This is a genomic window from Ruminococcus sp. CAG:57 (genome assembly GCF_000435935.1).
Taxonomy (GTDB): domain Bacteria; phylum Bacillota; class Clostridia; order Oscillospirales; family Ruminococcaceae; genus Hominimerdicola; species Hominimerdicola aceti.
In genome coordinates this window covers 1-23,723 of the sequence record NZ_FR890718.1, presented here as the reverse complement: position 1 = coordinate 23,723, position 23,723 = coordinate 1, and the positions used below count along the sequence as shown (strand labels likewise).

At 45.0% G+C, this 23,723-nt stretch carries 19 protein-coding genes and 1 tRNA gene; 11 read left to right on the top strand and 9 right to left on the bottom strand.

The features are described from left to right. Nucleotides 1–9: 9 nt before the first annotated feature. Nucleotides 10–2,121: a ribonuclease R gene (rnr, locus tag QVO88_RS05655; RefSeq protein ID WP_022287543.1), complete on the top strand. Its 2,112-nt coding sequence runs from the start codon at nt 10–12 to the stop codon at nt 2,119–2,121. 288 nt (nt 2,122–2,409) lie between these two features. On the opposite strand, the gene QVO88_RS05650 is transcribed toward rnr, so the two are convergent. From QVO88_RS05650 to QVO88_RS05630, 5 genes are all read right to left on the bottom strand, one after another. Then, on the bottom strand, nt 2,410–4,821 hold the full coding sequence (locus QVO88_RS05650) for a glycogen/starch/alpha-glucan phosphorylase (RefSeq protein WP_022287542.1): 2,412 nt from the start codon (nt 4,819–4,821) through the stop codon (nt 2,410–2,412). 571 nt (nt 4,822–5,392) lie between these two features. Next, complete coding sequence (locus QVO88_RS05645; RefSeq protein ID WP_369678564.1) at nt 5,393–6,298, bottom strand: DUF368 domain-containing protein; 906 nt, start codon at nt 6,296–6,298, stop codon at nt 5,393–5,395. A 15-nt stretch (nt 6,299–6,313) separates the two neighbouring features. Beyond that, nucleotides 6,314–7,207, bottom strand: a complete 894-nt coding sequence (locus QVO88_RS05640) for a hypothetical protein (RefSeq protein WP_288177805.1) — start codon at nt 7,205–7,207, stop codon at nt 6,314–6,316. Between the two features lie 94 nt (nt 7,208–7,301). Further along, complete coding sequence (locus QVO88_RS05635; protein ID WP_022287539.1) at nt 7,302–8,402, bottom strand: peptidoglycan bridge formation glycyltransferase FemA/FemB family protein; 1,101 nt, start codon at nt 8,400–8,402, stop codon at nt 7,302–7,304. 650 nt (nt 8,403–9,052) lie between these two features. Further along, the gene (locus QVO88_RS05630; RefSeq protein WP_265290955.1) at nt 9,053–10,585 is read right to left on the bottom strand and encodes a 4Fe-4S dicluster domain-containing protein; all 1,533 of its coding nucleotides are present in this window, start codon (nt 10,583–10,585) and stop codon (nt 9,053–9,055) included. 424 nt (nt 10,586–11,009) lie between these two features. Between QVO88_RS05630 and QVO88_RS05625 the strand changes: the two genes are divergently transcribed. From QVO88_RS05625 to QVO88_RS05585, 9 genes are all read left to right on the top strand, one after another. Beyond that, complete coding sequence (locus QVO88_RS05625; protein ID WP_022287537.1) at nt 11,010–11,474, top strand: terminase small subunit; 465 nt, start codon at nt 11,010–11,012, stop codon at nt 11,472–11,474. After that, nucleotides 11,471–12,715: a PBSX family phage terminase large subunit gene (locus tag QVO88_RS05620; protein WP_022287536.1), complete on the top strand. Its 1,245-nt coding sequence runs from the start codon at nt 11,471–11,473 to the stop codon at nt 12,713–12,715. The genes QVO88_RS05625 and QVO88_RS05620 overlap by 4 nt, the downstream gene beginning before the upstream one ends. A 33-nt stretch (nt 12,716–12,748) precedes the next feature. Beyond that, a complete protein-coding gene (locus tag QVO88_RS05615) occupies nt 12,749–13,915 on the top strand; it encodes a phage portal protein (protein ID WP_022287535.1) in 1,167 nt (388 codons plus the stop codon). Next, entirely contained in the window at nt 13,912–14,748 is an 837-nt protein-coding gene (locus tag QVO88_RS05610; RefSeq protein WP_022287534.1) for a hypothetical protein, read from the top strand. Before QVO88_RS05615 ends, QVO88_RS05610 begins: the two co-directional genes overlap by 4 nt. Nucleotides 14,749–14,925: 177 nt before the next feature. Further along, entirely contained in the window at nt 14,926–15,900 is a 975-nt protein-coding gene (locus tag QVO88_RS05605) for a hypothetical protein (RefSeq protein ID WP_022287533.1), read from the top strand. 62 nt (nt 15,901–15,962) lie between these two features. Beyond that, nucleotides 15,963–16,343, top strand: a complete 381-nt coding sequence (locus QVO88_RS05600; RefSeq protein WP_022287532.1) for a hypothetical protein — start codon at nt 15,963–15,965, stop codon at nt 16,341–16,343. A 15-nt stretch (nt 16,344–16,358) separates the two neighbouring features. Beyond that, nucleotides 16,359–16,781 (top strand): hypothetical protein, encoded by a 423-nt coding sequence (locus QVO88_RS05595; RefSeq protein ID WP_022287531.1) that lies wholly within the window; start codon nt 16,359–16,361, stop codon nt 16,779–16,781. Continuing rightward, nucleotides 16,774–17,118: a hypothetical protein gene (locus QVO88_RS05590; RefSeq protein ID WP_022287530.1), complete on the top strand. Its 345-nt coding sequence runs from the start codon at nt 16,774–16,776 to the stop codon at nt 17,116–17,118. Before QVO88_RS05595 ends, QVO88_RS05590 begins: the two co-directional genes overlap by 8 nt. Beyond that, nucleotides 17,118–18,026, top strand: a complete 909-nt coding sequence (locus QVO88_RS05585; RefSeq protein ID WP_022287529.1) for a hypothetical protein — start codon at nt 17,118–17,120, stop codon at nt 18,024–18,026. Before QVO88_RS05590 ends, QVO88_RS05585 begins: the two co-directional genes overlap by 1 nt. Before the next feature lie 73 nt (nt 18,027–18,099). On the opposite strand, the gene QVO88_RS05580 is transcribed toward QVO88_RS05585, so the two are convergent. The 4 genes from QVO88_RS05580 to QVO88_RS05565 all read right to left on the bottom strand — a co-directional run bounded on the left by QVO88_RS05580 (nt 18,100) and on the right by QVO88_RS05565 (nt 22,615). Next, the gene (locus QVO88_RS05580) at nt 18,100–18,981 is read right to left on the bottom strand and encodes a carbohydrate ABC transporter permease (protein WP_022287528.1); all 882 of its coding nucleotides are present in this window, start codon (nt 18,979–18,981) and stop codon (nt 18,100–18,102) included. A gap of 6 nt (nt 18,982–18,987) precedes the next feature. Further along, nucleotides 18,988–19,917 (bottom strand): carbohydrate ABC transporter permease, encoded by a 930-nt coding sequence (locus tag QVO88_RS05575; protein ID WP_022287527.1) that lies wholly within the window; start codon nt 19,915–19,917, stop codon nt 18,988–18,990. Nucleotides 19,918–20,011: 94 nt separating this feature from the next. Beyond that, nucleotides 20,012–21,526: a hypothetical protein gene (locus tag QVO88_RS05570; protein ID WP_022287526.1), complete on the bottom strand. Its 1,515-nt coding sequence runs from the start codon at nt 21,524–21,526 to the stop codon at nt 20,012–20,014. Between the two features lie 78 nt (nt 21,527–21,604). Then, the gene (locus QVO88_RS05565) at nt 21,605–22,615 is read right to left on the bottom strand and encodes a LacI family DNA-binding transcriptional regulator (protein WP_022287525.1); all 1,011 of its coding nucleotides are present in this window, start codon (nt 22,613–22,615) and stop codon (nt 21,605–21,607) included. Between the two features lie 946 nt (nt 22,616–23,561). Between QVO88_RS05565 and QVO88_RS05560 the strand changes: the two genes are divergently transcribed. Further along, a tRNA-Thr gene (locus tag QVO88_RS05560) sits at nt 23,562–23,637 on the top strand. Nucleotides 23,638–23,723: the final 86 nt, after the last annotated feature.

Genomic DNA, 23,723 nt, shown 5'->3' with positions numbered 1-23,723 from the left:
AGGAAATTTATGAAACTGGATTACAGAAAAATAATATACTCAAAGTTAAAAAAAGCAGGCAAAAAGCCACTGACTTTCAAAGAACTGCTGAGATCATGCAGAGGAAAGGGCTTTGAGTTTGAAAAATTCACAAAAACCGTTGACAAAATGAAGAAAAACGGCGAGATAATGGAAGATAAGTTCGGCATAAGGCTCGTTGACCCTAAGAAATTCGTCAAGTGCGAGGTGGTAAGGCTCAATAAGACCTACGGCTTTGTGAAAAATCTTGACACTGACGAGGAAATTTTTGTTGTGGGCAAGTACCTCAAAGGCGCAATGCCACACGATATCGTCCTTGTGAGAACGTTCAAGGGCGAGGGAGCTTGCACCGAGGGCGAGGTCATGAGCATCGTAGAGGAGAATTTTGCTAAGTTCACAGGGGAGCTTGTGAGCGAGTTCGGCGTGCTGAAAATCGTTCCTGATATGCTGTCAAAATATGCAATGACCTTTGAAAACCCTATGAGGCTTGAGCTACATGAGGGTGACAAGGTGGTGGCGCAGGTCACAAAGCGTGGAAACAGGCACTCTGAACACGTCTGCGAGATAGTTTCAAGCTATGGAAGCTCCATGAAAGCCTCTGCCTGCGCAATGAGCGTCCTTGAGGTCAATGGTCTGACCCCTGTTTTCCCAAGCGAGGTCATCTATGAGGCTAGGGAAGTGTCTGATTATTCAAGGATAAAAGAGGAGATACCCAACCGCCTTGACCTCCGTGACAAGCCGATATTCACCATTGACGGCGCAGATACAAAGGATATCGACGACGCAATTTCTGTTGAACGAACAAAAACAGGTTATCTCCTTGGCGTTCACATTGCCGACGTTTCCCACTATGTTCAGCCTAAGTCACAGCTTGATAACGAGGCTTTCAAACGTGGCACAAGCGTCTATTACGCAAACCGTGTTATACCAATGCTCCCAAAGGAGCTTTCAAACGGCATCTGCTCCCTTAATCCGAATGAGGACAGACTTGCGTTCTCATGCCTTTGTGAGCTTGACAAGCAGGGCAACATCACCGAGTATAAGTTTGCAAAAAGTGTTATCCGCTCCCGTGTAAAGGGCGTTTATTCCGAGATAAATTCACTTTTGGCAGGCAGTGACGATGCTGAACTTAAAGAAAAATATGCCGAGGTTTCAGGTCAGCTTCCTATTATAAAGGAGCTTGCGGATATTTTGTACAAAAACAAGAAAAACCGTGGCTGTCCTGAGCTTGAAACCTCTGAGAGCAAGCTTATCATCAATGACGAGGATATCTGCGTGGGCGTTGAGAGGCGTACCCGTGGAAGAAGCGAGGAGATAATAGAGGACTTCATGCTTGTTGCAAACGAGTGTGCCGCAAGATTTGGCATGGATAATAACCTGCCGTTCGTTTATCGTATCCACGAAGAGCCGTCAGACGAGAAGCTTGAATCCCTGAGAGAAGCGCTTGTCAAGCTCAACGTCCAGTATAAGCTGGGCGAAAAGGCTTGCCCTGGGGATATGTCGGAGATACTCAAAGCCGCAAAGGGTACTGATATCGACCTTATCATGAACAATATCGTTCTGAGAAGTATGTCAAAGGCAAGATATTCCACTGAGCCTGTGGGTCACTTCGGACTTGCGCTGGAGGATTACGCCCACTTCACCTCGCCTATCAGACGTTACCCTGACCTGACTATCCATAGAATAATGTCAGCTTTTCTCAGTGGCAGCAGTGCAGAGGAGTGCGCCACAAAGTTCAACAAGTTCGTTAACGCCTCAGCCGATCAGTCCACAAAGACGGAGCTTACCGCAATGCAGGTGGAGCGAAGCTGTGAGGATTGCTACAAGGCTGAGTATATGAACGCTCATATCGGTGAGGAGTTTCAGGGAACAGTGGTTTCAGCCGTTGAGTTCGGTCTTTTTATCGCACTTCCTGACACCTGCGAGGGACTTCTTCACACGGACAATATGCCTGACGGTGAGTATGTCTGCGACGATATGGTGAGCCTGAAAAACCTTACAAACGGAATGGAATATCGTGTGGGCGACCCTATCAGAGTAAAGGTGATAAACGCAAATGTAAACTCCGGCAAGATAGATTTTGCACTTGCTGACAAGGACTAAAATATGCTTATATAAGAAAAATGGCGGTCTTGCACCGTCATTTTTTTGCAATTCTGTAGGGGCTGGCGTCCTCGACAGCCCGCTTTTCTCGCACGTCACTATTTTTATGTTGATTTTCACATTGTATAAATATTGCACAAACAATGTAGGGGACGGCGCCCCCGACGTCCCGATATTCTCGCCCGTTATGTCGCCCTACAAATCTATCGCTTTATGAATTGCGTTATATGTACAAAAAAACGGACAGTCGCACCAAGCAACTGTCCGATAATTTTTTGTATTAATAAATTACTTTGAAAGACCCCAAATATCTCTAGCGTAGTCCTCAACAGAACGGTCTGCGGAGAAAATGCCTGCGCCTGCAATGTTTGCAAGGCTCATCTTCTGCCACTTTGTCTGATCCTTGTAGCACTCAGAAGCGTAAGCCTGTGCCTTCTGGTAGGAATCGAAGTCCTTGAGAGCCATGTATGGGTCAGAGTTCTTCAGGCTGTCAGCGATCTCGTTGAACTGCTGTCCGTTGATGCCGTACTGAAGTGTGTCGATAGCCTGCTTAACAACTGCGTTGGAGTTGTAGATGTCCATAGGCTTGTAGCCTGACTTGCAAGCATTTACCTCGTCAACGTTCATACCGAAGATGATGATGTTGTCGTCGCCTACCTGCTCGTGTATCTCAACGTTTGCTCCGTCAAGAGTACCAAGTGTGATAGCACCGTTTATCATAAGCTTCATGTTACCTGTACCTGAAGCCTCTGTACCAGCAAGTGAGATCTGCTCAGAGATGTTTGCCGCTGGCATGAGTATCTCAGAAAGTGATACGTTGTAGTCCTCAAGGAAGATAACGTTGAGCTTCTCGTTGAGCTTCTTGTCCTTTTTCAGCTCCTGAGAAATGTTCCAGATAAGCTTGATGATCTGCTTTGCCATGTAGTAGCCAGGAGCAGCCTTTGCAGCAAAGATATATGTCTTTGGTACAAAATCAGCGTTTGGATTAGCCTTGAGGTAGTTGTACTGTGCTATGATGTTCAAAGCGTTGAGCTGCTGTCTCTTGTATTCGTGAAGTCTTTTTACCTGAACGTCAAAGATAGAGTCAGTGTTGAGAACAACGCCGTACTGATTCTTTACATACTTTGCAAAACTCTTCTTGTTGTCAAGCTTGATCTTTGCAAGTCTGTCAAGAACGTCCTTATCGTCCTTGAATACAGCAAGCTTAGAAAGCTCAGCGGCATTCTTGAGGAAGCCGTCGCCTATCTTCTCGCAAAGAAGATCTGTCAGACCCTCGTTAGACTGATAAAGCCATCTTCTGTATGCGATACCGTTTGTAACGTTCTTGAACTTTGTTGGTGTGTCAAGATACTCGTCCTTGAATGTTTCCTTCTTGATAATCTCAGAGTGTATCTTTGCAACGCCGTTTACGCTGTGGCAAGCGTGTACGCAAAGTGTAGCCATTTTCACCTTGTTGTCCTCAACGATAGACATATGTGAAACCTTAGCCTGATCCTTGTATCTCTCCCAAAGATCCTTGCAGTAACGCTCGTTTATCTCGATAATGATAGAGAAGATTCTAGGACAAACGCTTTTAAGAAGGTTGCAGTCCCACTTCTCCAAAGCCTCAGGCATTACAGTGTGGTTTGTGTATGCAAATGTGTTTGTAACGATGTGCCAAGCCTTGTCCCATGAATAGCCGCAATCATCAAGAAGAACTCTCATAAGCTCTGGGATAGCAAGTGTCGGGTGAGTATCGTTGATGTGGATAGCTACCTTTTCATGGAGATTGTCAAGTGTGCCGTAAACGCTCATGTGCTGATTTACGATATCGCCGATAGAAGCAGCACAAAGGAAATACTGCTGTCTAAGTCTGAGTGACTTGCCCTCTGCGTGGTTGTCGTTAGGATAAAGCACCTTTGTGATAGCCTGTGAAATGATGTTCTTGCTAAGAGCCTTCTGATAGTCGCCCTGATTGAACATTGACATATCAAAGTCAGCCATTTCAGCTTTCCAAAGTCTGAGCTTTGAAACTGCTTCGCTGTTGTAGCCTGATACGAACAGATCGTATGGAACAGCCATAACAGATGTGTAGTTCTCGTGAGTTACGCAGTGATACTGATTGTCCCAGTATTCCTTAAGCTCGCCGTCAAAACGAACCTCGACAGCCTTTGACGGAACAGGAACGAGCCATACAGAGCCGCCTGGGAGCCAGTTGTCAGGAAGCTCGGTCTGCCAGCCGTCCTCAAGCTTCTGCTTGAAGATACCGTATTCATAGCAGATAGAATAGCCTGTAGCATGATAGCCGTCGGCAGCAAGAGCGTCAAGATAGCAGGCAGCAAGTCTTCCAAGACCACCGTTGCCAAGACCTGCGTCAGGCTCGCACTCGTAAATGCCGTTTATAGAAATGCCCATGTCCTTAAGGACCTTTGTAGCCTGCTTCTGCATTTCAAGGTTATAAAGAGAAGTCTTAAGGCTTCTTCCCATAAGAAATTCCATTGAAAGATAGTAGACCTTCTTCTTGCCCTCAGACTGAGTTTTAACGGTGAACTTTCTTCTCTTAGCTTTAAGAATGCCTACAACGATCTTAGAAAGAGCCTCGTATACCTGCTGATCGGAAGCGTCCTCAGGTGTTGTCTGGAAATCGTTGTGAAGAACGTCAAGAAGCTTTTCTTTAAGTTCCTGCGTGGAAATTGTTTTTTCTACAGCACTATTTGCCATAAATCTTTACCTCCTATATACTTTCAAGTCGAGCTTTGCGCTCTGCACCTTTATTACTGTATTGGCGAAAACGTTTGAGAAATAAGGATAGTTTTCACCCGTTTTGGGGAATAACACGCCCCTGCTCCTGATAATTATACCACAAGCCGACAATTTTTGCAAGAAAAAATGCCAAACACCCCTGAAATTTAAACACTTTCTACATAGGGCAGGCGTATGATTTGTAGAAATCATAGACGCTGATATGCTATTTCTGCAATAGTTGTCATATTATGTTTGGAATATAATACAGGATATTGCATTTGCCTAATTTTATTATATGGTATAGTTGCATAATTGTCAAGGCGTTCAATTGTATAAAATGCTGATTTTGGAAGAATGAACAGCAAAAGGGGACAGTAGGGGCGGTAGTTTTTATATAATCACAAGAATATGAATTTGCTAGGTGGGCATATAGGCCATACAATATGTGTTCAGAAAAAGTGTACTTGCGTTATTTGCAGCAAAAGGCTCAATTTCTATGATGCAGAAATTGAGCCTTTTTATATATTCGTTCGTTTTGATATAATATTTATTCTTCTTCTATCTTTTCTTCAGCCTTTGCAAGCTGTTTCTTGTCATACACGCTCTTTGCTACCTGAATACCGAACACGATCGCCGCACCGATGATAAAAAATACGATGCTGAATGTGCCGAAGGACATAGGGTTTTTCGGCTCTTTAAGCGTTGTAGGACCTATAACTATGGCGTACAGTGAACCTATCATCATGCCGATAACGCAATAGATAGTCTGGCTTCTGAACTTTTCAAGAGCCTTTTTGATAAGCCTGAGTGTAATGAACACCCCAAGGATAATGCCGATACCCAAAGAGCAGAGCAGTCCGAAATACTCGAAATTCAGATGAAGAAACTCTTTTATTCCCGTGATAACAGGCATATAAAGACCGAATGTGAGAAGTATGGTGGAGCCTGAAATGCCAGGAAGCACCATTGCAGATATTGCGCACATTCCTGCAAGAACAACGAATATCACTGTGCCTATATTCATGTGAGAAACGTCAGCACCGCTGCCGGAGGGATTTATAAGGGAAATGCCCACAACGATAGCAATGCCGATAACAGCCCATACGATGTTGTAATATTTGCCCTTAATGCTCTCTTTTTCTTCCATTATCATGACCGGTATCGCCAGAATGATAAAGCCCAGAAACAGCGAGCTTACCTTGTAGATTCCGCTTTCAAACACGTTGGCAAGAACGCTTACTGCAAGAAGCATACCGATCACCCAGCCCACACCAAGCTTTATAAGAAAGAAAAATGCTTTTTTACGCTTTGCATTGTCACGTCCCATTATGTCGTTAAGGGAATTTATGAAGCTGTCATAAAAGCCCAGCAGGAACGCTATAGTTCCGCCTGAAACTCCCGGAACGCTGTCCGCAAGAGCCATGCAAAAGCCTCTGAGTGCGTTTATTATCATACTTGTTTCTATGCCTTAAAAGGCATATCCTCCTTCCGTGGTGTTGTCTGCTTTTGTATCAGCAGACTTTTCTTTTGTTCTGATGTAAGCTTTTTCTACCTGTGTCATCAGATTTCCAAGCTGTGCTTCCTGCTTATCGTCACTAACGAGCGCCGCACTTTTTTCAGCCGAAGCCTTTGCCGATCTCACATCACCCTGAGCGAGAAAACACTCGCCCTTGTAAAGCTCACAGTTGCACCGAAGCGTCTTGTCAGCGTCACGGCTTTTCTCTGCGCTGTCAAAAAACTTCACCGCTGCTTCAAAGCGTTCGTTGAAATATTCTAGCAGACCAATGGTGAAAAGCATTTGCCCATTGCGTTTATCGAGAAGACCTCGCTTGAAGTAATGCTCTGCCGAAACAAATATCTCGTTTGCCTGAGAAATATCACCTGACATGAGTCTGCCGTAAAGAAGCAGTTCAAAATACTTGTTCTGATCTGAGGGGGTAAGCTTATCAAAAGCTATACGGTCAAGTGTGAGAAAACAGTTTTCAAAGCGTTTTTCTGAAATGTAAACAGCGGCAAGCTTCAAAAGTCCATGACCCTTATCTTTGTTCTGTCTGAGAAGATATTTTTCAAGAAGCTCAAAATATTCGTCACAGCCGCCCTTTTTAGCGTAGAGCCTTTCGAGCTTTTTTATTTTGAAGACCCATATGAAAAGCCCTGCAAGCTCGACGATGCACAGGAATATAAGACAAAGAGGAAGCGCTCTCATAAAAACGTTTATGCAAAACTGCGCTCCATAGCGGCAGCCCTTTGAAAGCCATGCAATGCACATCACAGCATAACTCAGCACCAGGCTCAATGCGGCAATGAGCCACAAGGTCCTTATAACGCCTTTATGCACCTTGCTCACCTCTTTGTAAATCATATCACATATAAGTAAAAATCAAATGTTGTCTGTGTAAAGAATGGGTAAAAATGTATAAACTGTTCAAAAATTTTTAAATTTAATCTATTGCCGTCTACTGCATATCCTTATTTCTGTTTTTGAGAAGCTTCTGTCTTTTGCGTTCGTGTCTATCCATAACTATCTTTTCACAGAAGTCTACGACTTTCTTCATGAAAGGCTTGAAAATGTAGAAAAATTCGCCCTCATAGGTAACGACCTCGCCGTTAAAGCCCTTTTTGAACTTGTATACGCCGTAGTTAGGGTTTGTTTCATCGTTGTAGAATGGTATGCCCTGAAAATCATAGATATAGTTTTTGCCCTCCAAAGCCCAGTTTATCATCGTCCACTGCATGAGATAGTTAGGGTAGAGGTTTCTGTGGTGGTTTGCGGAAGCACCGTAAACATAGCAGGTCTTGCCTGCATACTGTGTTGTTACTGCACCTGACAACGGTATCTGCTTGCCGTCCTCGTCAACATAGCACATGAAAAGTCGGCAGTGTTCAGGACCAAGACCATTGAGCATTTTTACAAAATACTCCTTTGAACGGATAGAGAAGCCATCTCTGATACCTGTTGCCTGCATGAGAGGGTAGAAATCGTCAAGAGCCTCAGTGCCGCAAGCCTTGCAGTAAACGCCCTTTCTAGGGGCTTTTCTGATACGGTTTCTCCAGTCAGGTTTGAAAGTCGCCATGACCTCGTCAGGGGTCTTGCCCTCGATATTTCTGAGCATATAGTTATTACGAGCCTGAATAGTGGTCAGCTCAGCCGCCTTGTGTATGTGCTTGAAGCCCATGTCCTCGATAAGCTTTGTACACTTGTCGTCGCCCTCCTCGAAACAAGGGTCCCACATAAACTGGTAGCATTTGTATTTCTTTGCAAGCACCTTTACGCCCTCGAAAAGGTCGGTCATGATCTCTTTATCAGACCAGTCGCAAACAGGGCCATGAGGGGCATACATAAAAGTAACACCGAAAATAGGCACTTTTTTGATTATGATAAGGCAAGTTCCACGGATATTGCCGTCAGCGTCACGGGAGATAACAGCGTCCCAGCCCCAGTTGTCCTTTACCTTCGGCCATTTGAGGGATTGCATGAAATTGCCGTATTTGCTGGTGCTTGCGAACTGTTCATATTCTGCAAGGAGTTTTTCATCGGACTTATTGATTATTTCCATTTTATAAAGATCCTCTCTGTAAGAATTTTTCTGTTATTATGCACTATTTCATTTATTATACTACATATTACGGGAAAAATCAAGGGGGGAGGGGAGTTTAAGTGAGGAGTGAGGAGTGAGGAATGAGGAATTGGCATAGCAATCCAAAGAAAATTACAAGCATGAAGTAAAATAAAGTACCGAGCGAAACGATTTTGCGGTGACAGAAACTTGCACGAATATTTGTAGGGGCGAACAGCGTTCGCCCATGCTCAGAAATTGCTGTAAATTCAGCATTGTAGGGGACGGCGCTCTCGACGTCCCGTTTAGGGGAACGGCAAGGTTTGAATTTATCACAATGTTGTGTAGACGTGCCGTGTGGAGAATATTGCGTCGCTACCCTGAAGATGTGATTGGATAGTTTTCAGTTCTATCCAACAATGATATAATCGTGGGCTTGTTTCTTCGACGGGCGAACACTGTTCGCCCCTACTGCCGTTTGTGGGGGTATCAGGGGGTGTGTGATAATTGCAATGTGTAGTATTCTATACGAATTCAAAAAGCGGTGAAAAAGTGTTTTATACCACAATGTATGGCGTAAAATGCCCGTCACGGCGAGTGACAGTACAAAAAAACGGACAGCATAACGCTGCCCGTTTCAATTCTATCTCTTATTTGTCATCATGCGACTCGGTGATAAGATCAAGATTGATCTCGTATTTGGAGTCGAGAGAGTTCTGTAAAGGTGCGTCCTTTACATATTTGTTTACAAGCGCTGTGCTCTTTTCTACCGCCTGAAGCGTTCCTGCACCTGCTACACAGCCGCCCGGACAAGCCATGCCCTCGAGAAGATAGCCGTCATATTTGCCCGCTTTCGCAAGTGTGAGAAGCTTGCGGCAGTCTTTAAGTCCCTGCGCTGATACTACCTTGACCTCACGCTCTGGGTCAAGCTTGTGGATAACGTCTGCTACTGCCTTTGCTACGCCGCCGCTTACTGCAAAGCCACGTCCGTCACCTGTACCCTCGCAAAGATCTACCTTTTCTTCATCTGTAATGTCTTCAAATGTTACACCCTTGGCATTGAACATTCCCATGAGTTCCTCAAAGGTAAGCACAAAGTCTACGTCGCTGCGGATAGTACGTCTTGAAGCTTCAAGCTTCTTTGCCGCACATGGTCCGATAAATGCGATACAAGCGTCAGGATCGTCCTTTTTGAGCATTCTTGCTGTAAGTACCATTGGGGTCAAAGCCATTGAAATGTATGGGGCAAGGGTAGGGAAAAGCTTCTTCGCCATTACTGACCATGCAGGACAGCATGATGTCGCCATGAATGGCTGATGTTCAGGAACTTCTCTCATGAAGTCCTTTGCTTCCTCGATGGAACAAAGGTCTGCACCTATTGCTACCTCGACCACGTCTGCAAAGCCAAGCTTATTCATTGCCGCTGTGAGCTTCTCAGGGCTTGCTTTTGGTCCGAACTGACCTACAAATGCAGGTGCTACGATAGCGATGACCTTCTTCTTTTTCTTCATTGCTGTTATAAGCTGGAATATCTGTCCCTTGTCTACGATAGCGCCGAATGGACAGTTTACAAGACACATTCCGCAGGATACGCACTTGTCATAATCTATTTTTGCCTTGCCCTCTTCGTCTGAGCCGATAGCGTCCATGCCGCAGGCTCTTGCGCATGGTCTTTCCATTTTGTTTATTGCATTGTATGGACAGACGCTCTGACATCTGCCGCACTTTATACACTTAGACTGATCTATTACTGACTTGCCATGCTTGATGGTTATGGCACCCTTTGGACAGACTTCCTGACATGGGTGCGCAAGACAGCCCTGACAGCAGTCGGTAACATGATAATGAGTTTCAGGACAGCCGTTGCAGGCAAACTTGATTATGTTTACAAGCGGTGGATCGTAATACTTTTCTGCGATCGCACTTTCTTCAATGCCGTCAGCCACAGACTTATGCTCCTCGATCGGTCTTAGGGGCAGACCGATAGCAAGACGGAGCCTTTCTTCAACGATAGCTCTTTCAAGGAAGATAGACTCACGGTAAACAGCCTTGCTTCCCGGTACTATCTTATAAGGAAGCTCTGCGATTTTTTCGGCATAATCGCCCTCTTCATAGGCAAGTCTTGCCACCTCTGTAAAGACTTTTCGTCTGATATCTGTTACTGAGGAATAGATACCTCTCATTTTCATATTTTTACCTCCTGCGTTGTTCTTCAAATTTGTGTCATACACTTACTATTGTACTATTTTTTCGGCTTTTGTCAAGTAATATATACTTTTTTTCATAAGGTATATTGAAAGTTTCGCATGACTTACATATTTGTCTGAAATAAGGTGCAGTAAGGGTACGAAACGTCCTAAAAAATAAAAGTATTTCTTTTTTACCAATAGTTTTTCTGTTCATGAAAGTATGTGGCTTTTGCACAGTTTTGGGCAGGACGATTTATGCAAACAAATGATAAATGATTTAATTTGACAACATTTCTGCAATTGTTGCATTTTTTATGCAACAAAAGGGGCGTTTTTCGGGATAAGTGAGAGATGTTTTTTGAGAGCCGTTAAGATACGGTGGTACATCTTTCGCAGAAATTAAAAAAGGAGGAACGATATGGCAGGCGAACAGAAAAGATTTGCGAGATTTTTCTTCTATCTGAGAAATCTTCGTGAAGCGGCTTTGCACACCGGTGCAAGGGCGGAGGAGGCTGAGGACAGGGGGCTTGAGCTTCTGCACTCGGCAGAAACGGAGGCGGAGCTTAAAAAGCTGGAGGAGGCTGACAGCGACACCCTTTCTTATGTGAAGCGAGGGCTTAACAGGATAGCTTTCGGGGCGGTGAATGACGCTGTAAAGCTTGTTTTTGACGCTGAGAACATGACGGCAAGGGACATCATGGGCATGGATCTTTTCAATGTGAGTGAGATAAAGATCAGCGGAAAGAACGTTTTGGAGATCAAGTTTTTTGACAGGCAGAAAGCCTTGGAAAAGCTTGGGGAGCTTGCGCCTCAGCTTGACGGCGGCGGTGAGTCGAAGCGACTTATCGAGAGCATTTACGGCAGGGACGGTGATAGCTTGTGAAAATAACAAGGCTGTCGGAAAATCAGAGGTTTGTTTTCAGATGGTGGACGGCACGGGAGCTTAGTGATTACGACGGGATAATCTGTGACGGTGCGGTCAGATCGGGCAAGACCTTTTGTTTGTCGGCGTCTTTTATGACATGGGCGATGACTAATTTTGACGAGTGCATTTTTGGGCTATGCTCAAAAACTATCGTGTCGCTGAAAAGGAATATCCTGCCTGCGCTCAGGGAGTATATGAAAGCCATGGGCATGACGGCTGTGGAGGTCACGTCAAAGAACTATATGGACGTGAGCTTCTGCGGCAGGAAAAACAGGTTTTACTACTTTGGCGGCAGGGACGAAGGCTCGCCCTCTCTTATCCAGGGCGTGACCCTTGCGGGGGTGCTTCTTGACGAGGCGGCTCTTATGCCCAGAAGCTTTATAGAGCAGGCTGTGGCAAGGTGTTCGGTGGCGGGGAGCAAGCTGTGGTTCAACTGCAATCCTGACAATCCTTACCACTGGTTCAAGAAAGAGTGGATAGACAAGGCGGAGGAAAAACGACTTATCTACAGACATTTTGTGCTGGAGGACAATCCGACCCTTGACCGGGCGGTGATAGAACGCTATCACAGGATATATACGGGGACGTTTTATGAGCGTTTTGTGCTTGGCAAATGGACGGCGGCAGAGGGGCTTGTTTACCCTATGTTCGACGAGGAGAAAAACGTCTTTGAGGGGGATATACAGTGCGAGCGGTATGTAATAAGCTGTGATTACGGCACTGTAAATCCTTCAAGCTTCGGGCTTTGGGGCGAGAGTGGCGGAGTATGGTACAGACTCAGGGAGTATTACTATGATTCTCGCCGTGAAGGTATGCAGAAAACTGACGAGGAGCATTACAAGGGGCTTGAAGAGCTTGCCGACGGGCTTTGCATCGAAAAGGTCATTTGCGACCCCTCGGCGGCTTCGTTCATACAGTGCATACGCAGGCATGGAAAATTCACTGTTCAGCCTGCAAAGAACGACGTTGTTTCGGGTGTCAGGCTTGTGTCGGACTGCATAAAGGACGGCAGGATAAGGATAAACCGCAGGTGTCGTGATACGCTTCGTGAGATAAATCTTTACCGCTGGGACGATAAGGCAGGAAAGGACGCACCTGTGAAAGAGAACGATCACGCCATGGACGATATGAGATACTTTGCAGCAGAATGTCTGGGACGTGAAAAGGACGACTTTTTTGTACTGACAGTTGAGCATTAGTACAAAAAAACGTACATAAAGAAAGGAGAGAAAATGAGTATTTTCAGAAAGAAGGTCCGTGAATTTGTGCCGAACACGGCAGGCTCTGACAGAGAGTCGGGGTTTCATTACAGGCTTGCGCCTGAGGGGGTTTTTCAGCAGGAGCTTTATGACGCACTCAGGGCGAACGTTCCTGTTATCGACGCTTGTTTCGGCAAGATAATAAGGCTCACAGGGGGCTTTAAGGTTACGGCTTGCGACGAGAGGGCGCAGGTGGAGCTTGACAGGTTTTGCAGAGAGGTTTCCGTGGGGGTGTCGGGAAAGTCCATTTACACTTTTGCGGATATGTATCTGGATTCACTGCTTACATATGGCAAGGCGATAGGCAGGATATATGCAGATCACAGGACAGGCAAGGTCAAGGGGATATATGTTGGCGACCCGACTTTGTACAGAGTGCGTGAGGGCAGGAACGCTTTTGAAAAACGTATTTTTTACATGGGAAGCGGTGAGGAGATACCGGTAAGAAGTCCTGAAAAACTGCTTTACACGGCGCTCAATCCTAGTCCTAAGCACCCTGACGGAGTGTCTATACTCCGTGGATTGCCTGCGCTGAGCGAGATACTTATGCGAATTTACGAGTGCATGGGGCAGAACTTCGACAGGGTAGGAAATGTACGATATGCGGTGACTTATCACCCTGAGGGGGAGAGCGACAGGGCGAGAGCCAAGGAGCGTGCAGAGCAGATAGCTCAGGAATGGAGCAGAGGCATGAGGGCTTCACGAAACGGCTCGGTGCAGGATTTTGTAGCTGTGGGCGATGTGGACATAAAGGTCATAGGCGCTGACAATCAGATGATAGACACGGAGATACCTGTCAGACAGCTTATGGAACAGCTTGTAGCGAAGCTTTCAATACCACCGTTTTTGCTTGGGCTGAACTGGTCAACCACTGAGCGAATGTCTGCACAGCAATCGGATATCCTCACAAGCGAGCTTGAATATTACCGCAGACTGCTTGAACCTATACTCAGAGAGATATGCGAGGCGTTTTTAAGGCTTAACGGATATGCTTGTGGGGTGGAGATAGAGTGGGACAACATAAATCTTCAGGACGAGGAAGCGTTGGCGAAGTCAAGGCTTTACAATGCGCAGGCTAAGGCGGCGGAGCTTGAAAACGAAAGGGTAGAGAACGAGAGAAAAAAGGAGGAAATGCAATGAGCGAAACAGTATCAGGCGAGGAGCTTGAAAAGATAAACGGCTATGCGAGAGAGCCGCTCACGGAGGACAAGGTCTTTGTTTTCAGGGTGGCGCTTTGTGACAATGACATTGACAGAGATGGTGAAAAGTTTTCATCAGGCGCTTTGGAGAAGCTTGCGGAGCTTTTTAAGGGCAGAACGGGTATTTTCGACCATGACCCTAAAAGCTCAAAGCAGACTGCCAGAATATTCGACACTTGGGTGGAAACTCTGCCTGAGAAAACTACGACAGACGGAGAGGTCTACCGCAGGCTTATGGCAAAGGCTTACATGGTGCGAACTGCTTCTAACGGCGACCTTATAAGCGAGATCCAGGGCGGAATAAAGAAAGAGGTATCCGTTAGCTGCACCATGAAAAAGAAGCTTTGCTCTGTATGCGGAGCGGATATGTACAAGGGCGGCTGTGACCATGAAAAGGGCGGTGAATACGGCGGTAAGCTGTGTTATCACATTCTTGACGAGCCGCTTGACGCTTACGAGTGGTCGTTCGTGGCAGTGCCTGCACAGGTGAATGCAGGGGTAACGAAGCGTTTTGCCTTAAAGGAGAAACAGGAAAGCACCGACAAGAGCTATGAGCTTGCCCTTGCGAGGGAAGCTTTTGAAAAGGACGTTTTAAGGCTCAGCTATTTCTGCAAGCCTTTTATGAGTGCAAAGCGTGTGAAAGAACTTGCGGAGCTTATGACAGTTACGGAGCTTATTGACTTCCGTGGCAGGCTTGAAAAGCAGGCGGCTGAGAATGAGGAGGTCTACAAAGCCGAAAGGGAGAGCTTTATCACGGGGGATTACAAGATGTAAGGGACAGATGTGAAAGGGGGCGATGACAATGTGGAGATAGGGGCTTAAATGCCAGAATGTGATATCATCACTGTAGGGGCGAACAGTGTTCACCCGAAAAGACAAATGGTTTTCGATGATACGAAAATCAGTACAAAAAAATCGGACAAATTTAATTATCGAAAAGGAGAAAATAATATGTACAACAATATCAAACTTGAAAAGGGACTTTATTCTATCACAGGCAAGACATTCACACAGGCGCTGGCTGAGCTTGATCCTGACGCAAACTATGAGAACACCGAGCTTAAAGGTCTTGACGCTTTTGAAAGACAGCTCAAGCGTTTTGACATCAAGGTAAAGGGTGCAAATTCTGACAGAGTGGAAAAATTCTTCATTTCCACTGAGTCGGCAGTGCTTTTTCCTGAGTACATAAGACGCACTGTCAAGCAGGGCATGGACGAGGCTTCTATCATGGGCAAGGTAGCGGCGGCTGTTTCATACACTGACGGAGTGGATTTCAGAGGTCTGAACGTTACAAAGTCAGGTTCAACTGACGTTGTGGCAGAGGGTGGAAATGTGCCTATGACAACTGTCAGACTTAGCACCAACAGTAAGACTCTCACAAAGTTTGCAAGACGTCTTAACTGTTCTTTTGAGTCTGTAAGGAAGCAGAAGCTTGAGGCTTTCGGCGTGGTGCTGAGAAACCTTGGAGCGACTATAAGCAGAGATGTGAACAGCTTTGCTATGACTGAGATAACAAGAGGTATTACAGCTCAGACTCTTATTGGCAGTGAGCTTACTTACGCTGATCTGGCGGCTTTTTGGGCTTCCATGGGCGAGTTTAACATGACGACCATGATCTGTACTCCTGCTGTTATGGCTAAGATCCTTGCTATGGACGAGATGAAATACTGCATTGGCGACTATATGGCAGGCGGCACAGTTCAGACGCCATATGGTGTAACGCTTGTAAAATGCCCTCAGCTCACAGGCGGTATTGCTGTGGGCATCGACCAGAGCAGTGCTGTTGAAATGGTGCTTGGAGGAGATGTTATCGTGGACTACGATAAGCTTATTACTAATCAGTGCAACGAGATCGTTTGCTCAGTGCTTGCAGGTTTCTCTGTACTTACGAGCGGTGCTGTAAAGACGCTGAAAACAACAAAGTAAGCTGAGAGGATAATGAAAAAAAGGGACGGTGGGCGGGTATATTTTTTGAAAGGAGCAGGAAAATGGCAATAAGCAAAGACAATGTAAAGAGCAATTTCATGGAGCTAAGCGGACTTGACAGCACGTCGGCTGAGGTGTATGCAGGGCTTATAACGGTGTGTGCTGACGAAATGGAAAAGGCTGTTGACCAGGAGCGAATGGTCGCTGAGGGTGGGACGGCTATATGCGAATTTGCGGCGGCAGCGGAGGTCTTTTACAGATTTATTTGTCTGAAAGCCGCTGAATACAAGGTCATGTTTACGGCACAGGGCAAGGCGGTGGAGGCTTTTGACGAGGAGAACAGGATAAAGGCGGCAAGAGAGCTTCGTGACAGCGCAGTTTCAAGGGCGGAAAGATTTTTCTCAAAGGACGGCTTTGTATTCAATGCCGTTATCGCATATTAGGAAGGAGGACGAGCCATGACAGTTTGGACAGAAATGGCGGCAGAGATAAAAAAGATACTTGACGGAGCAGGCTTTACTGCAATGGGTGAATACACATCGGCTGACAGTCTATTGCACAGTGGGGAAGCAATTGGCTTCTATGGACTTAAAGGCTATGATGTGGTCGATGAAGTCATTGGGCAGGGCGGCAAAAAGCTTTACACTGAGTATATATGTCATATCGACCTGCGGCTCATGGGCAAGGCAGGAAAATATGATGACATGGAGGAGCTTCAGGAAAAGTGTGAAAGCGTTATGGCGGAGCTTGCAAAAAGCGAGGTTCTGAATGTTAAGAGCGCAAAGCTTGGAGGCGCAGTTCAGACATTGCCCCTTCACAGGCTCGAAAGGCAGGCAGAGCTTAGTATCGGCATTTGCAGTGAGGAGGATATAAGTGAGTAAAAAGAGAAAGATAAAGCTTGACATTGGCACACGGTCATTTTACATGGACGGAGTTAAGCGAAGCGGAGGTTACATTCAGGAGGAAACAAAGGCTGTGAATGGTATTTTGCGAAATATCTCAGGCAAGGCGGCGGAGATATTTCAGTTCAGCGGCAGGATCGCTCCGTCGGACAAGGCTTACGCTTGGGCTGCTCTAAGCGAGAACGGAGGAAAGACGATCAATTTCACGGCAGACGGGGTCTTATACAGCGGATACATACTCTCAGAGATAGAAATGGATTTTCAGCCTGACAGGATGATCGGAAGCCTTATGATAAAGCTTAGGGGGGCGGAATAATGGCGAAGATATACATCAGGTTTGAACTTATTGGCAGTGGTAATTTGGACTATAGAAACATTGTTTCAGCAAGGCTTGTGAAAGACCGCTATACGCCATACAGTGAACTTAAAGCGTCTGTCGTTCTGAATAACAGCATAAATCTTAACAATATCAGGCGTGTGGCACTTTATATAGGCAGCAGGCGTATGCACTACGGTCCTGCGGATTACATCAGAACAAGGGTGAGAGGCGGAAAAACTGTTCTTGAACTTATAAGCCGTGGGATAACACTTATGCTGGGGCAGAACGAGCCTGAACCCGGGGTATGGTCTAAGGTGAGTTTGACAAATATTATGAAGAGCTATAGCCCCTCAAGCGAGATAACCTACGAGAGTGGAACTAAAACTGTGAACTATGTGAACATCAAAGAGAAGTCTACACTGTGGGAGGCTATCGGCGTATATGCGGTCAAGGCTTACGGCAGGCGTGCATATATCAGAGGGGACAGGCAGGTCAATGTGTCGCTGAGTATCCTTTCGGTGAATATCGGTACTCAGCGTATTATTGAATACGGAAAACAGCTTGATACGAGAACGATGCTGTCGAAGATATATATGAAAAACGTGGACGGGGAGTATGGATATAGCTATTCAAGCGGTAAAACTATACCACATGGTATCACGAGGGAGAAGTATTATGGTCTTGATAAGCAGTGGCTCAATAATGTAGTTGTCGGTCTTAAAGATAGGATAGAGTTTGCAGAGAGGGAGTATTTGGTGGAGCATATCACTTATGAGGGGTATTGCGGCGAGGATATCACGGATAAAATAATTTGTAATGGATATGGCGTAAATGGAAAAAGAGTGAGCAGAATGGAGATAACGGTCAATAGCAAAGGTATGCAAACGAAGCTTTTATGTGAATAGGCAAGAGAAGTAAGGAATGAATAGAAAAAAAAAACAGCGTACAGAAAAACTGTACGCTGTTTGAAGCTTCGTATTAACCCTTTACGCTTCCCAGAGCAACACCACGAATGATGAACTTTGAAAGACAAAGGTAAACAATTACTACAGGGAGGATAGCAAGTACGATGTACAAGCTGAACATTCCCACGTCCTTCTCCTGTGGTCCTGCATAACGCATTGCGTTGAGTACCAGAGGGATTGTGTACTTACTCTTTGATGTAAGAATAAGTCTTGGCATAAAGTAGTTGTTCCAGTTTGTTACGAATGTAAAGATGATCTGAACTGCGAATGCAGGCTTGAGGATAGGAGTAACGATCTTGTTGAAGGTCTTGAACTCTCCGCAGCCGTCGATACGGGCGGCTTCTACGATCTCAAGCGGAAGTGCAGACGCCATATACTGCTTCATGAAGTAGTATGTAGCTGGTGCTGCGACAGCAGGAATGATCAGCGGAATATAAGTATCTGTCCAGCCGAGTTTGTTCATGAACTGGTAGAAACCGATAGCTGAAGCCTGTGTTGGAACCATCATTACGATGAGAATGAACATATCTGCGAACTTTCTCAGCTTGAACTGGTAAACGTGTGTTGCATATGCTGTCAGTGCTGAGAAGTATACGCTGAGCAATGAAGCACAAGCTGATATGAACAGTGAGTTAGCCAGTGAACGCCATACGCTTCCGTATGCTACGGCTGTTGAACCGCTGAAAAGGTTCTTGAAGTTTGTTGCGAGGAAGTGGTCAGGATACCATCTGATACCTGCCTGTGATCTGCCTCGTGTTGCGTTGATTATCAAAAGATAGAATGGGAAAAGTGAAACAACGACCAAAAGAACAAGGACAACATAAGCTATTATCCTATGTATGATAAGACCAGTACTATTTGTCTTTTCACCAACTATTTCAGTACTTCTTGGCATTTCAGCTTACCCCCTTTTCTTCTTTTTCTTCTTTCCGTCATGGTCAGCAGATGCAAACATAAGTGCAAGTCCGATAATAGCGGAAACGATAAAGATTATTACGCAGAGTGCAGACGCCTTACCGATGTCGCCCTGCTTATTTGCCTGGATTATCATTACGACGGTCTTAAGTTTTCCGTTAGGGTTACCCATATCCTTTGTGAGGAGGGCAGGTACGTCGTACATCTGAAGTCCACCGATGAGTGATGTTACAAGAACATATGACATGATAGGCTTGATGAGCGGAATTGTGATCTTCCAGAATGTCTGGCTGGAAGTTGCACCGTCGATCTGTGCTGACTCATAGAGTGATGTATCAACACCCATGATAGCAGCCATAAGAAGAATTGTTGTATTACCATACCAAAGTATGAAGTTGATGAGTCCAACTATACCTCTTGATCCCCAAACGCTTTCAAGGAGTGGTACCTTGATAAGATCATAGATAGCGCCGCCTCTGCTGAACAAGCTGTAGAACAGAAATGCAAAAGCAGATGCCATGATTACGTTTGGAAGATAGATAACAGCCTTGAAGAATCCCTGAGCCTTTATCTTAAGACGAAGGTCAGTGAACCATACTGCAAGGATAAGAGAGATAACGATCTGTGGGATAAATCCTACTATCCACATGATGATCGTATTCCAGAATGACTGAAGCAGATCACTTCCTGATGTGAATATAGTTGAATAGTTATCGAAACCGCAGAATGTCGGTGTTACTTCGACAGCCTGTCTTGTCCAACCACCGCCGATAGAGCCCTGATCCTTAACATAGTCTGTAAAGCTGTAATAGAAAGTCTGGAACAGAGGATATAGTGAGAAGATGATGTAAACTACAAAGAATGGGATAAGGAAAACATATCCCCACTTGGCATAGCTTATGCTTTTTCTCTTCATATAAGTATACCTATTCCTTTCGTGAGATTAATAAATAATAGGGGGGGATAACCTCCACCCCCTATATTTAATTAGATACTGTTTTTTTATACGATTAGAAATCGCAAGTAAGGTTACCATAGAGGTCTGTGATGTTCTTCTTGAAGTTCTCAAGAGCAGCCTCATATGAATCAACTGTGCCGAGGAAGTAGTCCTTCATAGCACCCTGGAATTTCTCGTTGCAGCCCTGGTCATAAGCAGAAAGCTTGTTCTCGAGGGAGATCTTATCAGCAGCTTCTGTAAGAAGTGCAAGGTGATCCTGTCCGCCGAGGAATGCGTTTGTATAACCGCCGTCGATAAGCTCCTTGATAGCAGCCTTGTTGTTTGTGTAGTCCTGCTCGCCCTCAGTGATAGCCTTAGCTACGTCCTTGTTGCAAGTCATAACCTTCATGATATCAGCAACGATATCCTGGTTATCGGAGTCGATAGCGCCGCAGATCCATGTACCGCCCCAGTAGTAAGCCTGTGGGCCTGAGCAAGCCTTCCAGAGACCATAACCGCCGTTGCCTTCCTTAGCGTTTGAACCATCAGCCTTGATCTCTTCGTCAACTGTGTTTGGAAGAAGTGTGAAAGGAATGCCCCATGTTGAGAAGAAGTAGCCGAATACGCCACCGTCGATCTTCTGGCCAGCAGCCCAAGCATCGTCCCAAAGGGAAGTCTTGTTGTTGTAGCCCTTGTCTGTGTATTCCTTAGTCTGGTCAGCCCAAGCCTTGATCTGTGGGTCAATTGTGATCTTGTTGTCTGTTACCCATGGGCTAGACATATTGTTTGAGAAGCATCTGTATGTATCATCGAAACCAGATACCATCTTGTAGCCCTTGTCAGCCATCTTCTGAGCTGTTGCTGTGAATGTATCCCAATCCTTAACAGCTTCCTGAACCTTCTCTGGATCGCTTGTGCCGAGAACGTCCTCAGCGATCTTTGTGTTGTAGAGGAACAGACCTGGAGTTGCCTGCCATGATACACCCTTCAGCTCGCCTGTCTTTGTATCTGTTGCAACGTCCTTTGTGTACTGATACATCTGTGACATATCGTCGTCTGTGATGCCGAGGTCCTGAATAGAAAGTGCAACGTCGCCGTTAGCATACTTCAGAGCGTAGTCAGCTTCCATAAGGAACATATCTACCTTCTCTGTGCTGTCCTGCTGACCCTTAAGAGCCTCGTCCAGCTTTGTCTGGTAAGCGTTACCTTCGTTTTCAACCTGTACCCAGTTCAGCTTAACGCCGTTGATAGTTGCGATCTCCTTAGAACCATCAGCAAGCTCGTTGTATGTAAGCTCGTTTGATGTACCCTGTGGATAGTACTTATCAAGTCTTGACTTGAACTCTGTGTTCCAGCAGTAAATTGTAAGAGTCTTCTTTGAATCCTCTGATGAATCCACACCGTGAAGCTCAGCTGTGTTTACTCTGTCAGAGCTGTTGTTGATGCCTGTGTTGTTGCCAGCCTTTGATGTGCTGCCGCCATTCTTGTCAGATGTTGAAGATGAATCTGTGTTGCCGCAAGCTGTGAACATTGAAGCTGCCAGACAGAGGCTCAATGAACCTGCAAGTACTTTCTTAAGATTTGCCATAATAATTTTCCTCCTTAAAATCGCATTAGTTTATTTGATTTGCTCCGCAGCATTTCTGCGGAAAATTAATGCCTTGAATTAATTGATGTCGCTTACCGAACCGCCTTCCAGCAGCTTTCCGTCGACTGTTATCACCTCTTTAAAGGTGGTCTGTGGGTTTTCTATCAGTGATACCAGCTGTTTTGCGGCTGTTACACCGATAAGGTCTGTGTCCTGAAGATAAGTCGTAAGCTTTGGAGAGAGAAGCTGTGAATAAGCTATTCCGTCGTAGCCCACTATCGAGATATCCTCCGGTACTGAAAGACCCATTTCCTTGACTGCATTGAAAGCTCCCATTGCTGAATAATCATCGGGCATGAAAACGCAGGTCGGTTTGTTCTCTCTGCTAAGAAGTTCTTTTGTCAGCTTATAAGTCAGATCAGGGTTGTGATAATCACCGTTAAGTATCCAATCGGGATCAACTGAAATTCCTCTTGTCATACAAGCTTTATAGAAGCCTGCCAGACGTCTTTCGGCTACTGCCGATCTGTTGCCCTGGATAAAAGCGATCTTCCTATGCCCCATCTTCGTCACATAGTTGATAAGCTCTTCCATACCTTTTTCATTATTGGACATGATCGCTGTTCTGCAATCGAAGATGTGGTCGATCGTGACCACTGGTATATCTCCGTTTATCACCTCGTACACGTCCTGCGACGTAAAATCCGTACAGGCAATGATAACACCGTCAACATTGCGGTATTTGCAATGTTCGTATGTAGACATTTTCTGCTTGCCCACATCTCTATTTATAAAGGTTATATCATATCCTGCTGCTTCAGCCGTAGTCTTAAAGCTGTCAAGCACCTTTGCGAAAAACTCATGGGTAAGACCGCTTCCTGCTTCGTCGAGATACATGACCCCGAGATTATAGGTCCTGTTGGTCTTTAAAGCTCTTGCCTGAGAATTTGGGAAGTAGCCCATTTCTTTGGCGGCTTTCATAAGTCTTTCTCTTGTTGCCTCGCTTACGTCCTTATGGCCGTTGAGGGCTTTGCTTACGGTTGCGACGGATACTCCGCAACGAACGGAAATGTCTTTTAAGGAAACCAATGATATTTCCGCCTTTCCGTAGATTTTAAACGTTTACGCTTGATGTTTTCCGTGAAAACTTATTTCAAACGTTTCCGTTAATAAAAATATACAATATTCTCGGCATAATTTCAAGTCTTTTTTCACATTTTTATGCCCTCTGTAATAAATTATGGAGGTTTAGCCAATTTTTCAACTTTACTTTTGTGCATTTTAACAATGCCATTTGGATAATTGTAATCGATTTGTTACAAAGAAACTGACAGGCTAATCAAAAAGCTGCGAAAATGCACTGCGTTTTCTGAGGGGTATATGAAACCAGGCTGTGTGGTATGTGAAAAATGTATATAAACATTTCTTTTGTGTACAATTATGTTATGTGAAATTACAAAAACCATTAAAGAACTTTATTCATTAAACGTTTTCGAATAATAATTGTTGAAAAGTGTGTTGTGACATATGATATAGTTAAAATATTGTCTTGATATGAAAATATGATAGTCATTTGATCGGAAAAGTTGGAATATTCGGTGTTTGCGAAGATATTTTGAAACGTTTAAGCATATTTCAGCGTTTTTTTATTGTGCAAAATAACGATGTAGAAAGAAAACGTATTTATTTCATACATTATACTCACAAGCTACATATGATATGACTATTTGATAGGGATTTTGCAAAGCTTTGAAAAAAATCTTGAATTGATGTTGACAAATGTGTGGTTTTGGTGTATAATACTTAGGTCTGATGTGCTGATATGGCTCAGTTGGTAGAGCAGCTCATTTGCTGAGCAAGCGACCGCTGCCAGAGGCAGATGAAGGGAGCTTGCGAAGGGAAGAAATAAGGAGAATTGCGACAGCGACAGCCGAGCAAGGCGACTATATTTCTGACCGTATATGAGCAGGTCGTGGGTTGTTGATAAAGCGACACGGCGGCGGATCAAATAAGCTAACAGAAAAATTTAATATATGCTGGAATAGCTCAGTTGGTAGAGCAGCTCATTCGTAATGAGCAGGTCGCGTGTTCAAGTCACGTTTCCAGCTCCATAGAACCCTTCTAGACATTAGGAGGGTTTTGTCATATTATGCATAAACTTTTTTAGTTTCTCAAAGGCCCAGGCTAAAAGCAAAGT

Bases quoted from the DNA above. Each gene is read 5' to 3' on its own strand.
- QVO88_RS05640 (WP_288177805.1), bottom strand. From the start codon at position 7,207: ATGATTTACAAAGAGGTGAGCAAGGTGCATAAAGGCGTTATAAGGACC.
- QVO88_RS05625 (WP_022287537.1), top strand. From the start codon at position 11,010: ATGGCAGGCGAACAGAAAAGATTTGCGAGATTTTTCTTCTATCTGAGA.
- QVO88_RS05615 (WP_022287535.1), top strand. From the start codon at position 12,749: ATGAGTATTTTCAGAAAGAAGGTCCGTGAATTTGTGCCGAACACGGCA.
- QVO88_RS05630 (WP_265290955.1), bottom strand. From the start codon at position 10,585: ATGAGAGGTATCTATTCCTCAGTAACAGATATCAGACGAAAAGTCTTT.
- QVO88_RS05650 (WP_022287542.1), bottom strand. From the start codon at position 4,821: ATGGCAAATAGTGCTGTAGAAAAAACAATTTCCACGCAGGAACTTAAA.
- QVO88_RS05595 (WP_022287531.1), top strand. From the start codon at position 16,359: ATGACAGTTTGGACAGAAATGGCGGCAGAGATAAAAAAGATACTTGAC.
- QVO88_RS05605 (WP_022287533.1), top strand. From the start codon at position 14,926: ATGTACAACAATATCAAACTTGAAAAGGGACTTTATTCTATCACAGGC.
- QVO88_RS05600 (WP_022287532.1), top strand. From the start codon at position 15,963: ATGGCAATAAGCAAAGACAATGTAAAGAGCAATTTCATGGAGCTAAGC.
- QVO88_RS05585 (WP_022287529.1), top strand. From the start codon at position 17,118: ATGGCGAAGATATACATCAGGTTTGAACTTATTGGCAGTGGTAATTTG.
- QVO88_RS05610 (WP_022287534.1), top strand. From the start codon at position 13,912: ATGAGCGAAACAGTATCAGGCGAGGAGCTTGAAAAGATAAACGGCTAT.
- QVO88_RS05575 (WP_022287527.1), bottom strand. From the start codon at position 19,917: ATGAAGAGAAAAAGCATAAGCTATGCCAAGTGGGGATATGTTTTCCTT.
- QVO88_RS05645 (WP_369678564.1), bottom strand. From the start codon at position 6,298: ATGATAATAAACGCACTCAGAGGCTTTTGCATGGCTCTTGCGGACAGC.
- QVO88_RS05635 (WP_022287539.1), bottom strand. From the start codon at position 8,402: ATGGAAATAATCAATAAGTCCGATGAAAAACTCCTTGCAGAATATGAA.
- QVO88_RS05570 (WP_022287526.1), bottom strand. From the start codon at position 21,526: ATGGCAAATCTTAAGAAAGTACTTGCAGGTTCATTGAGCCTCTGTCTG.
- rnr (WP_022287543.1), top strand. From the start codon at position 10: ATGAAACTGGATTACAGAAAAATAATATACTCAAAGTTAAAAAAAGCA.
- QVO88_RS05580 (WP_022287528.1), bottom strand. From the start codon at position 18,981: ATGCCAAGAAGTACTGAAATAGTTGGTGAAAAGACAAATAGTACTGGT.